Annotated in this window: 13 protein-coding genes; 10 read left to right on the top strand and 3 right to left on the bottom strand. The window is 69.8% G+C overall.

The window, feature by feature from the left end:
• The first annotated feature begins 16 nt into the window (after nt 1–16).
• From DZG09_RS02680 to DZG09_RS02660, 5 genes are all read left to right on the top strand, one after another.
• A complete protein-coding gene (locus tag DZG09_RS02680) occupies nt 17–898 on the top strand; it encodes a vWA domain-containing protein (RefSeq protein ID WP_205529031.1) in 882 nt (293 codons plus the stop codon).
• Between the two features lie 69 nt (nt 899–967).
• Nucleotides 968–1,696 carry a mycofactocin biosynthesis peptidyl-dipeptidase MftE gene (gene mftE, locus DZG09_RS02675; protein WP_119696164.1) on the top strand — a complete coding sequence of 243 codons (729 nt, stop codon included), beginning with the start codon at nt 968–970 and terminating at the stop codon, nt 1,694–1,696.
• Nucleotides 1,697–1,880: 184 nt separating this feature from the next.
• Entirely contained in the window at nt 1,881–3,428 is a 1,548-nt protein-coding gene (mftF, locus tag DZG09_RS02670) for a mycofactocin biosynthesis glycosyltransferase MftF (protein ID WP_119697346.1), read from the top strand.
• Nucleotides 3,429–3,599: 171 nt separating this feature from the next.
• Nucleotides 3,600–3,839: a hypothetical protein gene (locus DZG09_RS02665; protein WP_119696163.1), complete on the top strand. Its 240-nt coding sequence runs from the start codon at nt 3,600–3,602 to the stop codon at nt 3,837–3,839.
• A 113-nt stretch (nt 3,840–3,952) separates the two neighbouring features.
• Nucleotides 3,953–5,518, top strand: a complete 1,566-nt coding sequence (locus DZG09_RS02660) for a threonine/serine exporter family protein (RefSeq protein WP_119696162.1) — start codon at nt 3,953–3,955, stop codon at nt 5,516–5,518.
• A gap of 15 nt (nt 5,519–5,533) precedes the next feature.
• Here DZG09_RS02660 and DZG09_RS02655 read toward each other — a convergent pair whose 3' ends face one another.
• Nucleotides 5,534–6,004: an aminoacyl-tRNA deacylase gene (locus DZG09_RS02655; RefSeq protein ID WP_119696161.1), complete on the bottom strand. Its 471-nt coding sequence runs from the start codon at nt 6,002–6,004 to the stop codon at nt 5,534–5,536.
• 111 nt (nt 6,005–6,115) lie between these two features.
• A complete protein-coding gene (locus DZG09_RS02650; protein WP_119696160.1) occupies nt 6,116–6,628 on the bottom strand; it encodes a DNA helicase in 513 nt (170 codons plus the stop codon).
• Between the two features lie 133 nt (nt 6,629–6,761).
• Between DZG09_RS02650 and DZG09_RS02645 the strand changes: the two genes are divergently transcribed.
• Nucleotides 6,762–7,316, top strand: a complete 555-nt coding sequence (locus DZG09_RS02645; protein ID WP_119697345.1) for a peptidylprolyl isomerase — start codon at nt 6,762–6,764, stop codon at nt 7,314–7,316.
• A 19-nt stretch (nt 7,317–7,335) separates the two neighbouring features.
• On the top strand, nt 7,336–8,262 hold the full coding sequence (locus DZG09_RS02640) for a rhomboid family intramembrane serine protease (RefSeq protein WP_119696159.1): 927 nt from the start codon (nt 7,336–7,338) through the stop codon (nt 8,260–8,262).
• Nucleotides 8,263–8,304: 42 nt separating this feature from the next.
• On the opposite strand, the gene DZG09_RS02635 is transcribed toward DZG09_RS02640, so the two are convergent.
• A complete protein-coding gene (locus DZG09_RS02635; RefSeq protein WP_119696158.1) occupies nt 8,305–9,195 on the bottom strand; it encodes a MurR/RpiR family transcriptional regulator in 891 nt (296 codons plus the stop codon).
• 178 nt (nt 9,196–9,373) lie between these two features.
• Here DZG09_RS02635 and DZG09_RS02630 point away from each other — a divergent pair, with 178 nt between their 5' ends.
• The 3 genes from DZG09_RS02630 to DZG09_RS02620 are packed head-to-tail and all read left to right on the top strand — an operon-like array spanning nt 9,374 to nt 12,815.
• A complete protein-coding gene (locus DZG09_RS02630) occupies nt 9,374–10,918 on the top strand; it encodes an ABC transporter substrate-binding protein (RefSeq protein ID WP_119696157.1) in 1,545 nt (514 codons plus the stop codon).
• Nucleotides 10,919–10,971: 53 nt separating this feature from the next.
• On the top strand, nt 10,972–11,940 hold the full coding sequence (locus DZG09_RS02625) for an ABC transporter permease (protein WP_119696156.1): 969 nt from the start codon (nt 10,972–10,974) through the stop codon (nt 11,938–11,940).
• The gene (locus tag DZG09_RS02620) at nt 11,937–12,815 is read left to right on the top strand and encodes an ABC transporter permease (protein ID WP_119696155.1); all 879 of its coding nucleotides are present in this window, start codon (nt 11,937–11,939) and stop codon (nt 12,813–12,815) included. Before DZG09_RS02625 ends, DZG09_RS02620 begins: the two co-directional genes overlap by 4 nt.
• Nucleotides 12,816–12,817: the final 2 nt, after the last annotated feature.

The raw sequence follows: 12,817 nt of genomic DNA, 5'->3' as shown, positions 1-12,817 counted from the left end.
CGATGAGGCGCCCATCGTGTTCGAAGCGGTCGGCGGCGGCGCGGGCTCGACCCTGCGTGCGACCGGGGGAGGGGATCCGTCGCACGCAGCACCACGAGGAGCGGGCGGCGACGGACGCGACTTCACGGATGAGGAGGGCGCGATCGTCGGCGCCGAGGCCGAGACGGTCGAGCCCGATCCGGAGGTTCGGTCGCGCGCCCAGCAGATCGCGGCCAGGCTGTCGATACCGCGCCCCCGCATCGACGTCTCGGCGCCCCGCGGCGCCGGCCGGCTCGTCAGTCTGCCGTACCAGGGCGGAAGCGACGACATCGACCTCGACCGCACGCTGGAGGTGCTCACCGCACGGCCGGTGCCGGATGACGAGGACATCGTGGTGCGCGACCGGATGCGCACCAGGCGCAGCGCGGTGCTCGCCCTCGACGTGTCGGGCTCCATGCGAGGCGAACGGGTGCGCACGGCGGCGGCGACCGTCGGCGCGCTCGCCGGGGAGCTGGCGCACGATGCGCTCGCCGTGATCGCGTTCTGGTCCGATGCGGCGATCGTCCACCGCCTCGGCGATCTGGTGCGGCCGTCCGAGATCCTCGACAGGGTGCTCCGGCTGCCCGCACAGGGCCTCACCAACGTCGCCTTCCCGCTGGAACTCGCCGCGCGCCAGCTCGAACGCGCACCGGCGCGGGAATCGCGTGTGCTCCTGCTGTCCGACTGCGTGCACAATGCAGGTCCCGATCCTCGTCCGCTCGCCGCACGGCTGCCCCGGCTCGACGTGCTCCTCGACGCCGATGGCGAGAACGACCTCGAGCTCGGTCGCGAGCTGGCGGCATCCGGACGCGGCCGACTGCGGGTCATCCGGAATCATCGCGACGTCGCCCCGTCGCTGGGTGCGGTGTTCGGCGAGTGACGGGGCGGGGTGCTTCCGCACGCCGACCGTCGCGTCGTGGGACCGGCCGCGAGAGTGCAGACTGAGGGGATGACGACGAGCGGCGGCACTCGCCACCTCCTCGCGGAGTGCACGAGCCGCGAGGTAGGGGCGGCACGACCGATGCTGATCGTGCCGCTGGGGGCGGTAGAGCAGCACGGCCCGCATCTGCCGCTCGACACCGATACCCGCATTGCGATGGCCGTCGCGCTCGCCGCAGCCGAGTCGCTGCGGAAACAGGGGCACGGGGTCGTCACCGCGCCCGCCATCTCGTACGGGGCATCGGGCGAGCACGAGGGGTTCGCCGGCACGGTGTCGATCGGCACCGAGGCGCTGGAGCGCCTGCTCATCGAGTACGGCAGGTCAGCATCCGGATGGGCCGAGCGCATCGTGTTCGTCAACGGGCACGGCGGCAACGTGCAGGCAGCGCGTGCGGCCGTCGATCGCCTCGAATACGAGGGGCGCAGTGCGGGATGGGTGCCGTGCGCACCGTGGGAGGGCGAAACCGGACTGCCGGCAGCCGATGCCCACGCCGGTCGGATCGAGACCTCGCTGCTGCTCCACCTCGCCCCTGACCTCGTGCGGCGCGAGCTCGCAGAGCAGGGAGACACCCGCCCGCTGCGCGACGTGCTGCCGGAGCTGCGCGAGGCGGGGGTCGCCGGCGTGTCGCCGAACGGGGTGCTGGGCGACCCGACCGGGGCGACGGCGGCCGAGGGCGCCAGGCTGCTCGAGGCGATCGTACGGGCCGTGGTCGCGCGCATCACGGGTGAGGACGCATGATGGAGTTCATGCGCTCATCGAGGCTGCGGCGATCAGCATCGCACGAGGGTCCCGGACGACGGCGCACGACTCGCGGCGTGCGCACGGCGCAGTCGCGCATCGGTCGGGGCGCGTGCGGACCGGCACGGCTCGAACGTCGGCGCAGGAGACTCTCGGAGGGCGACGCATGAGACGCGGTACGAGCATGGCGGATCGCATTGCGGCGGCGCCGAGGCCGGCCCCGGCGCGCGCCCTTCCTGACGGCGCGGTCGTGCGGCTCGGCGCGCGCACCCGCCTCGCCGAAGGCGGCGCCGTGCTGGTGGGCGGCGTGCCGACGCGGGCGACCAGGCTCAAGCGCGCCGCCCGCGGGCTGCTCCGCGACGGTGCGCTCGAGGTCACAGATCGCACGTCCCGCTCGCTCGCCGCGCACCTCGTCGAGGCCGGACATGCCGATCCGGACCCCGACACCCTGCCGCCCCCCGACACGGGCGAGGTCACCGTCGTGATCCCCGCGTACGGACGCCCGCGCCAGCTGAAGCGTCTGCTCGGCAGCATCAGGGCCGATCTCGGCGCCATCCGGATCATCGTGGTCGACGACGGATCGGCTGCTCGGGATGCGGGGGAGATCGTGCGCATCGCGGGTGAGCACGGCGCCGAGGTCGTCGCGCTGGAGAGCAACAGCGGCCCCGCAGAGGCGCGCAACGCCGGCCTGAGGATGGTCGATACCGAGTTCGTGGTGTTCTGCGACATCGACGTCGTGCTCGGCCGCGGCGCCGTCGCTCGCGTGCTCCGCCACTTCGTCGATCCCGCGCTCGCGCTCGCCGCACCACGAGTGCGAGCCCTGCGCAGCGAGCGCAAGTGGGAGGGCCCGAAGGACTCGTGGGTGCTCCGCTACGAGGAGGCTCGCTCGTCGCTCGACCACGGCCCCCGCCCCTCGCTCGTGCGCCCGCAGTCGCCGATGGCGTGGGTGTCGTCGACGTGCCTCGTCGGTCGTGTGGCCGCACTGCGCGGCCCGGATGGGCGGGGCGGCTTCGGCGCGGGCATGCGCGTCGCGGAGGATGTCGACCTGGTCTGGCGACTGACCGAGGCCGGATGGCGCGTGCGATACGAACCCCGTGCGAGGGTCGCGCATGAGCACCGAGGCACGGTTCGGACCTGGCTCGAGCGCAAGTTCGTCTACGGCACCGGTGCGGCCGCCCTGGCGCGGCGGCACCCGGGCTTCGCCGCCCCGGCCGTCCTGGCACCGTGGACTGCCGGCGTGATCGCCGTGCTCGCCGCAGGGAAGCGGTGGTCGCTGCCGGGGGCCTGCGCCATCACGGCAGGTGCTGCGGTGCACATCGCCCGCAGACTGCCGCGCGGCGCGGCGGCGGACGACCCCGGCTCGCGGGCCCGCGAGACGACCGGCCGCGGAGTCCTCGCCGCCGAGCTGGCGGGCAAGGGCGTCGTCTCGGCGCTCGAACAGGGGTCGGCGCTCTTGGTGCGGCACTGGTGGCCGGCGTTCGCGATCGCCGGTCTGTTCTCCAAACGGGTGCGCCGTCTCGTCGCGCTCGCCGCCGTGGGAGACGCGGCCGTCGAGTACCTGCGCCTGCGCCCCCGCCTCGACTTCCCCCGCTTCTTCATCGCGCGCCGCCTCGACGACCTCGCCTACGGCGCAGGCGTCTGGTGGGGCGCCGCCCGCGCAAAGGACCCCTCCGCGCTGCTCCCGGTCATCCGGATCGGTCGCTCCCGTGTGGCAGATCGCACCAGAGATTGAAGCTCGGTGCACTTCGCCGCCCCGGATTGAGCGAGGCCGGGCCCGGAACTGCGATCCGCCGCACCGGAGGGGTGGGCTTCCGGCGGATGGAAGAGGCGGTTCCGGGTGGGGCGCACGGCGGCTAGCTTCTGAGTATCCGCGGAGCCGGATGCCGCGGGCGAGGAGGAACCGATGACGATCGATCAGAGCCAGATCGACGCGCTGCGGGGTTCGCTGGAGGCCGACGACTACCATCTGTCGCTCGACGTCGCGGACGAGGCGGCGAAGGCGGTCATCACGGCGGGACCGGACGCGTGTGCCGAGTGCCTCGTGCCGAAGGAGCTGATGCGCCAGATGCTGTCACCGATGATCGGCGTTCCAGCCGACAGCATCGAGATGACCTACCCCGTCGAGGTGCACGCAGGCGAGTAGGCGGTTCTCGGACTCGCCCGGAGCACGCCGCTGGGCACACTGAGAGCGGGCCCACAGCCGCCTCACGGCCAGCCCCGGTCGACCCCACAGCAACGCGCCGATACGCTCTAGCCATGGGCAGGGAACACCACGCGCGCAGGGTCTTCGAAGGCGTCAAGCGCGCCTTCGTCACCGACCCGGCCAAGCGGCGGATGACCGAGGCGATCCCGATCGTCGACGACGCCCTGGCCTACCGCATCATCGACCTCGCCATGCGAATCGGCGCGGCGATGCTGTCGATCGGTGCGTCGGCGCGGGAGGTCGCACAGGCGACCCTGCGCATCACTCGTGCGTTCGGGTTGAAGAAGGCGCACGTCGACGTGACGTTCACGTCGATCACGGTCTCCGACCACCGCGACGGCGCAGGCTCGCCGGTCACGCTGATGCAGGTGGTGCAGTCGATCGGCGCCGACCATCAGAAGCTGCAGCGGCTGCAGGCCCTCGTCGATCAGATCGAGCGCGGCATGGAGCTGCACGATGCGGTGACGGAGTTCCATCGCGTCCGGCGCATTCCCTTCATGTACCGCGAGGGAATCGTCGTGGTCGTCTCCGGGCTGCTCGCCGTCGCCGTCGCCCTGATGTTCCACGCGAGCTGGGTGGTGCTGCTGTCAGCCGGCTTCGCCGCCCTGGTCGTCGCCGCGGCGCAGATGGGGCTCGGCAGGGCGCGTGTGCCCGTCTTCTTCAGCCAGGTCGCCGGCGGCATCGTGCTCACGGCCGTGACCGCACTGGTCGCCTGGCTCGGCCGGATGGGTGTCGAGCCGTTCGTCGACGTGCGAGCGAACCTGGTGGTCGCCGCCGGCATCGTGCTGATGCTGGCCGGTGTCGCCGTGGTCGGAGCGGCGCAGGACGCGATCGACGGCTTCTCGCTGACGGCGACCGGCCGCATCCTCGATCTCACCATCATGACGATGGGGCTGGTCGTCGGGATCCTCGTCGGACTGCAGGTCGCCGAGAGCCTCGGGGTCGGCATCCCCGTTCCCAGCAACGAGATCATGATGGGCCCGTGGCCGTTCCAGCTGGTCGGCGCACTCGTCATCGCCTCCGCCGTCGCCGTCATCAACGGAGGAGGCCCCCGCATCATCGGGGTCAGCACGCTGCTGGGGGCACTGGCGTGGGTGGGCTCGTTCGCGTTCGAGCGACTCGTCGACCTGCCCTCGGCCTCCGGAGCCTTCGGCGGCGCGCTGCTGGCGAGCCTGGTGGGTTCGGTGCTCGCAGTGAAGCTGCACGTGCCGTCCGTTGCGGTGACAACGGCTGCGATCATCCCGCTCGTGCCTGGTGCCGCACTGTTCAGGGCGCTCCTCAGCATCGTGCAGTCCGGCTCAGAGGCCGATCACCTGCTCGTCGCGTTCGGCGGGCTGCTCGACGTCATCATGATCGGCATCGCGCTCGCCGCCGGCGCCACGCTCGGCATCTTCCTCGGCGCGCCGCTCCGAGTGCGCCTGTCCGACCGCAAGATGCGGTTCCTCCCCGCAGCCCGGCCGACCTCCGGCGCGGGCACGGCACCGCTGGAGATCGTTCCGGCCGAGCCGCGCGAGATCCCGACCGAGCCCCTTCCCGATCCGGTCGCTGAGCCCGCGGGCGCCGAGGAACCGCCGATCACCCGCCCGTTCGACGTGTCGGATCTCCGCGACGAGCGGTGAGAGTGCCGCGTACGATCAGATCGCGTCGGTGATGTCGGCGATCGTCGCGTCGAGGGCATCGATCAGGGCGTCGGCGTCGACGTAGAGCGCCTTGCCGTGGGAGCCTGCTCCCATCGAGACGTGCTTGCCCCGCATGCGCTCATCGGCATATACGGGCCACGCCGTCGTGGAGCCGAGCGGAACGATCGTCCCGCGCTCGAACCCGGTGGCCTCCAGTGCCAGCTCGGCCTCCGGCAGCCGCAGCTTGTTGACTCCGACGACGCCGCGCAGCTTCGGCCACGAGATCGATCGGTCGCCGGGGACGAGGGCGAAATAGTAGGAGTCGCCCTTTCCCTTCACGACCAACGACTTCACGATGTCGGCCGGGGTGATTCCGCGCAGCCGCGCCGCCTCCTCGAGAGATGTCGCACGCGGAGTCTGCTCGATCCGCACGTCGAGACCCAGCGACTCGGCGGCCGCGCGCACGCGATCGGAACGATCGGTCATCCGATTCCCCTCTTATCGGCCGGTGCGATCACGGATGCCGTGCGGGCATCCGGCGTACGAGAAGCCCCACCGTCGCGGCGAGCCGCTCGACGGTGGGGCTTTCGAAGCGTCTTATGCGTCTGGGGCCGACAGCGGGTCGTCGGCGACCCACAGCTCGTCATCGGCGCGGAGCGTCTGCCACGCGACGAACGCGATGCCGAACGCGGCGGCGAGGCCCAGAAGAACGGCGAGTACAGGGCCTGCCTTGCGCTTCTTCTTCGGCGGCTCGACGACCACAGCGCGGCCGCTGGCCTGGCGCGCCGCGTCCCATGCACCGGCCGCACGGCCGACGAGGGAACCGACGGCGGGGACGACGCGGCTGTCGAGAGTCCTCTTGGACGCCGCGTAGCCGCGTTCCGCGTAGGGGCGGGCCTTCTCGACGTAGGGGGAGAGGTATGCTTCGTACTTCTCCTGAGCGGCCGGAGCCAGCCGTTCGCGCCCGAAGCGCTTGGCCTGCTTCCCCGCGACGCGTGCCAGGGCAGCGGCATCGCCGGCGACGACCTGCTGCTTCTCCCACAGCTCTGCTGCCGACTTCTGGAGCTTCTTGAGCTCCTTCTTCTGCTTCTTGCTCGGGCTGAGGCTCACAGTGCCCTCCCTGATCGCTGACGGAACCGGTCAATCCATATCCTGCCACGGGAAGCGTCACCGCGCCGGGATAGTGACGAATCTCGCAGGGATCAGAGCAACCCCATAGTCGGAACCTGAGAGAATGGGCGACATGGCTCTTCACACCGCAGTTGCAACCCTCCACACGAACCACGGCGACATCGTCGTCAACCTCTACGGCGACCACGCGCCGAAGACGGTGAAGAACTTCACGGGCCTCGCGGACGGCTCGCAGGAGTGGACCGACCCCCGCACGGGCGAGAAGGGCGAAGGCCCCCTCTACAAGGACGTCATCTTCCACCGGATCATCTCGGGCTTCATGATCCAGGGCGGCGACCCGCTCGGTCAGGGCATCGGCGGTCCCGGCTACAACTTCGATGACGAGATCCACCCGGAACTGGGCTTCAACGAGCCCTACGTGCTCGCCATGGCGAACGCAGGCAAGCGCCCCGACGCGTTCGGCAAGCTCTCCGGTACGAACGGCTCGCAGTTCTTCATCACGACCGGCCCGACGCCGCACCTGCACGGCAAGCACACCGTCTTCGGTGCGGTGGCCGATGACGACTCGAAGCGCGTCGTCGACGCCATCTCGGCAGTGCCCACCGGTGCGCAGGACCGTCCGACCTCGGACGTCGTGATCACCTCGGTCGACGTCGTCGCGGTCTGATCGCGAGCGCTGACCGCACGTGAGCACGGGAGACTTCGCGAGCAACCGCGACAACTACTGCTACCGGCATCCGAAGCGCCAGAGCTTCGTGCTGTGCCAGCGGTGCGCGCGGACCATCTGCGGCGAATGTCAGACCCAGGCGTCGGTCGGCTTCATCTGCCCCGAGTGCATCAAGGAGCAGCGCAGGAACCGCAGCCCCGCCGTCAAGCGCGCCCAGCGCCGATGGCGGGGCAGCGGCGGCGGGGTCGCGGCGCTGACGGGCGGCGGCACCCGCGGGATGATGTGGATCTTCATCCTCACCGCTGTGCTGTTCCTCGTCGACTGGGCCGGCTCGGCGGGCGGGCTGTCGATCAAGCGGTTCCTGATGTTCGATGCCCCGGACATCTATCCCACGATTCCCGCGCTCGTCGGCATGGCCCCGGAGCTGGGACCGTTCCAGCCGTGGCGGATCCTCACCGTGGCGCTCACGCACGGCTCCTTCATGCACCTGCTGCTGAACATGCTCGCGCTGTGGATGATCGGTCGGCAGCTCGAGCCGCTGCTCGGCACTGGGCGCTTCGTGACGACGTATCTGCTGAGCACGGCCGGCGGTTCGGCCGCAGCAGCCCTCCTGGCGATCACGACGCCCGTCGTCGGGGCATCCGGGGCGATCTTCGGCCTGTTCGGCTGTCTGCTGGTGATCGGCAGGCACCTGGGTGCCAACATGACGGGCATGATCGTCGTGCTCGGCATCAACCTCGTGCTCGGCTTCATCCCGGGGATGAACGTGTCGTGGCAGTCGCACGTCGGCGGTCTCGCGGTCGGTGCGCTCTGCGGCCTCGTATTCACTCGCACGCGCCGGCGTGACCAGCGTTCGAAGCAGTACCTCGGACTCGGCGCCATCGGGCTCGGCCTCGTCGCCCTGTTCTGCCTGCAGCCCGTCCTCGGCTACGTTGCGCTGACCTGAGGCGATCCGCTGGGGCGCCGCTGATCCGCTGCAACGGCCGGATCAGCGGCGGGTGCCGCGCGTTCGGACGGCGTCGTAGGTATGCCGGATCGCTGACACGGCGGCATCGTAGTCGGCCTGGACGACGCCGATGAAGATGCAGTCGACGACCATCAGCTGGGCGATCCGGCTGCCCAGCGCACCGGAGCGGAAGGCCGTCTCGCGGGCGGACGTGTGCAGGACGACGTCCGCCTCGTTCGACAGCGGAGATGTCAGGATGTTGGTGATCGCCACGGTGGATGCTCCGCGCTCACGTGCGAGGCGCAGGAACTCGACGGTGTCGTGTGTGGCTCCCGAATGTGAGACGGCGACGGCGACGTCGGTGGGCTCGAGCACGGCGGCAGCCGTCCACGCGGCGTGCGCGTCCGGCCAGTCCATCGCTATCCGACCGATGCGGCTCAGTTTGCGCTGCAGGTCCATGCTCACGATCGCGCTGGCACCCACCCCGAACACGTCGATGCGGCGCGCTCCGGCGAGTTCGGCGACCGCCTTGCCGAGCGCGGAGATATCGATCAGTTCGGCGGTGTCGCCGATCGACAGCGCTTCGTCACGGGCGACTTTGGCGACCACCTGATCAAGCGCGTCGTCTCGAGCGATGTCGCTGGCTTCAGAGGGGACCTCGCCAGCCGACAGACGCTCTCGCAGCGCCTCTTCGGTCAGGTCGTGACGTAGATCCTTGTACCTGGTGTAGCCGATGCGGGTGTAGAAGCGCACGACCGTCGTCGTCGAGGTGCGAGCGAGCTCTGCCGTCTCGCTGATGGAACTGCGTGCGAAACGTTCCGGCTCCTTCAGCAGCAGCTCGCCGATGCGCCGCTCGGCGGGCGTGAGCGTGGGCAGGGCGCCGCGCACGGTCGAGAGCAGCGTGCCGGGGGCAGGGGGCGAAGGAGTCACCATGATGGCTCCACGTTATGGGAAGGGTTCGCGAGCATCGTCCAGTGGGCCGCAAGAAAGTTATTTACTTTGCGGAACATCTGTGAGTAAATAATTGACTAAGTCGCACCACCCAGACCTTCGCAGCACCAGAGCGTGCGTCACGGCACGCTCCTCATCACAGCAGATCAGGAGTTGTTCCATGTTTCGACACAATCGGGGCCGCACGGTCACGGGGGCCCTCGCCATCGGCGCGGCCGGTCTCGTCGCCCTCTCCGCGTGCGGCTCGCCCGCGGGATCCGGCGATCCGACCGGCGATGCGCCCCAGAACCTCGTCGTCGGTGTGACGACCGACGTCGACACGCTGCTGCCGTGGACGGCGACGCAGTTCCAGGCCATCAACGTGCTGCAGAACCTCTACGGCACGCTGACCGAGTTCGACGACGACCTCGCGGTCGTCCCCGGTCTCGCCGAGAACTGGGAGACCAGTGACGACGGGACGACGGTCACCTTCCATCTGCGCGAGGGCGTCACCTTCGCGGACGGCTCGGACTTCGACGCCGAGGACGTCATCGCCTCCTACACCGCGATCAAGGACGAGGCGACCGCTGCCGTCTCCGCCGCCAATCTCGCCGCGGTCGAGGAGATGACGGCCGTCGACGATCACACCGTGGAGTTCTCCCTGTCCGCGCCGGACGCGGCGCTGTTCTCCAAGCTCGCCGTGGTGACCACCGCGATCCTTCCCTCAGACGCCGATCTCGACGCACTCGAGTCGGAGCCGAACGGAACCGGAGCGTTCGTGTTCGACGATCGCGCCGCGAACGAGTCACTCACACTGTCTGCGAACCCCGACCACTGGGGCGGGGAGCCAGAGGTGGACGCAGTCGAGTTCCGAGTCATCCCCGACCAGTCGGCGATCGTCTCCGCTCTTCAGGCGGGCAGCGTTCAGATGGCCGTGTTCGACGACCAGCTCGTCTCCGACACCATCGGTGGAACCGTCCAGGTGGCCGAGACCCCGCAGCTGAGCTACCACGCGCTGCAGATCAACGCCAGAACGGCCCCGCTCGACGACGCGGACGTGCGCCTGGCGATCGCCTGCGCCATCGACCGGCAGGAGGTCCTCGACACCGCAGCCCTCGGCGCCGGGGAGGTCACCGGCCCCATCACATCGCCGGCATTCAAGTCGGATCCAGCGGCACGCCCCTGCCCCGAGGCGGACATCGACGCGGCGAAGCAGCACCTCGCCGATGCGGGCTACGAAGACGGTCTCACGCTGCACGCCATCGTGATGCAGGACGGCTACTCCACCGCAGTCGCGGAGGCCGAGAACATCCAGGCACAGCTCGCGGAAGTCGGCATCACCCTTGAGATCGAGCCATTGGAGTCGGGCACCTACGTCGATCGCTGGGTCGCCGCCGACTACGAGCTGGCTGTCGCGCTCAACGGCGGCCAGCCCGATCCCGATGCCATGTACGGGCGCTACTTCACCAGCGGCGGCAATCTGAACACCGTCGCCGGCTACAGCTCGGACAGCCTCGACGACCTGTTCGCGCAGGGCAAGGCGGAGCAGGATCCGGATGCGCGGGTCGCGATCTACGACGAGATCGCAGCCGAGCTGGAGGACCAGGCAGCCTGGGTATGGCTGTTCACCAGCTACAACTACACGGCGACAGCCGAGAACGTCGCCGGGTTCACACCGATGGCGAACGGTTCGCTGCAGAACCTGCGCAACGTCACCATCCAGTAGCCGAGCCTTCCGGCCGCCGGGCCTCGAGCCCGGCGGCCGGAGAGAAGGACATCATGAGAAGACTCCTCTCCTCGCCGCCGTTGCGGCGACTCGGCGGCGCCGTGATGACGCTCGCCGGCGTCGCCGCGGCGGTGTTCCTCATGCTCCGGGCGATTCCCGGTGACCAGATCACCGCCGCCTACGGCACCGAGGCCGCCGCACTGTCACCGGAGCAGCGCGCGGCCCTCGAGGCCTACTACGGAATGGACCAGCCGCTGATCGCCCAGTTCTTCACCTGGATCGGAGCGATCTTCACCGGGAACCTGGGCTACTCGTCCAGGGCGCAGCAGAGCGTGCTCGACATGACGCTGCAGGCACTCCCCGTCACGCTCGAACTGGCGATCCTCGCCATCGTCATCGCGCTGGTGGTCGGCATCCCGATCGGCATGCTCGCCGCCAGCAGAACCGATTCCATCCGAGACTGGTTCGGGCAGGGCGTCGGGCTCGCCGGGCTCGGCATCCCGGCCTTCCTGCTGGCGACCACGCTGCTCGGCATCGCCGCACAGGCCTGGGCGTTCAACCCCAACGGCCTCGGCTACGCCAGGCTCTGGGAGGACCCGCTGCTCAACCTGCAGCAGATGCTGATGCCAGCCGTCGTGCTCGGCTTCGGCATCGCCGCCCCGATCATGCGCACCACACGCACAGCCGTGCTCGAAGTGAGCGGACTCGACTTCATCCGCACTGCGAAGGCGAAGGGAGTGCCGCCGCGCCGACTGCAGCGGCGGCATATCCTGCGCAACGCGCTGGTGCCCATCGTCACCATGACGGGGATGCAGTTCGGCTACCTGCTCGGCGGTGCCGTCGTGGTCGAGCAGATCTTCTCGCTGCCCGGCGTCGGGCGACAGGTGCTGCTGGGCATCAACCAGAAGGAGTACGCCGTCGTGCAGAGCACCGTGCTGGTCATCGCACTGCTGTTCGTCGTGGTGAATCTGCTCACCGACCTGCTCTACCGCCGGATCGACCCGAGGGTGCGTGCCGCATGAGTTTGACAACCGCTTCCGCCCCCGCGGCCGCACGTGTCGGTCGCGGCATCGCCGGTGCGCTGCTGCGCAGCCCCAGCGGGCTGGCAGGGCTCATCATCATCGTTCTGCTCGTCGTGCTCGCGCTCGCCTCCTCCCTCGGACTGCTGCCCTACGACTCCGCCGCGCAGGATCCGACTGCGCGACTTCTCCCGCCGGGAGGGGAGCACGTGTTCGGCACCGATCAGTTCGGCCGCGACGTGCTCGCGCGCGTGGCAGCCGGTGTGGCGAACTCCGCCGTGGTCGCCCTGGTGGCCGTGCTGTTCTCCGCCGTCGTCGGGACGGTCGGCGGCATCGTCTCCGGATACCTGCGCGGCGCATCCGACACCCTGATCGGCGGTCTGACGAACGTGCTGTTCGCCTTCCCGCCGCTGCTGCTCGCGCTCACCCTCGCTTCAGTCTTCGAACGCACCTGGTTCACCGTTGCGGTCGCCATCGCCGTCGTGTACACGCCGATCTTCGTGCGCGTCACCCGAGGGCCGGTGCTGTCGCTGCGCGAGATCGACTACGTCAGCGCGGCGCGCGCGACCGGCATGAACTCCGCGTCCATCATGCTGCGCCACATCCTGCCCAACATCACCGGCATCCTGATCGTGCAGATCACGCTGTCGCTGTCGTGGGCGGTGCTGACGGAAGCGTCGCTGAGCTTCCTCGGCTTCGGCACTCCGCCGCCCGCCGCCTCACTCGGCTCGATGGTGTTCGACGCCCAGACGCTCGTCGTGGCCGCACCGTGGACCATGTTCGCGCCAGGTGCCGTGCTCATCCTGCTCATCATCGGGCTCAACCTTCTCGGCGACGGGCTGCGCGACGCCCTCGACCCGAACCGCAAAGGACGGTAGGG

Origin of the sequence: Microbacterium halotolerans (assembly GCF_003569805.1) — a bacterium.
Classification (GTDB): Bacteria; Actinomycetota; Actinomycetes; order Actinomycetales; family Microbacteriaceae; genus Microbacterium; species Microbacterium halotolerans.
This window is presented reverse-complemented; position numbering and strand designations above follow the sequence as displayed.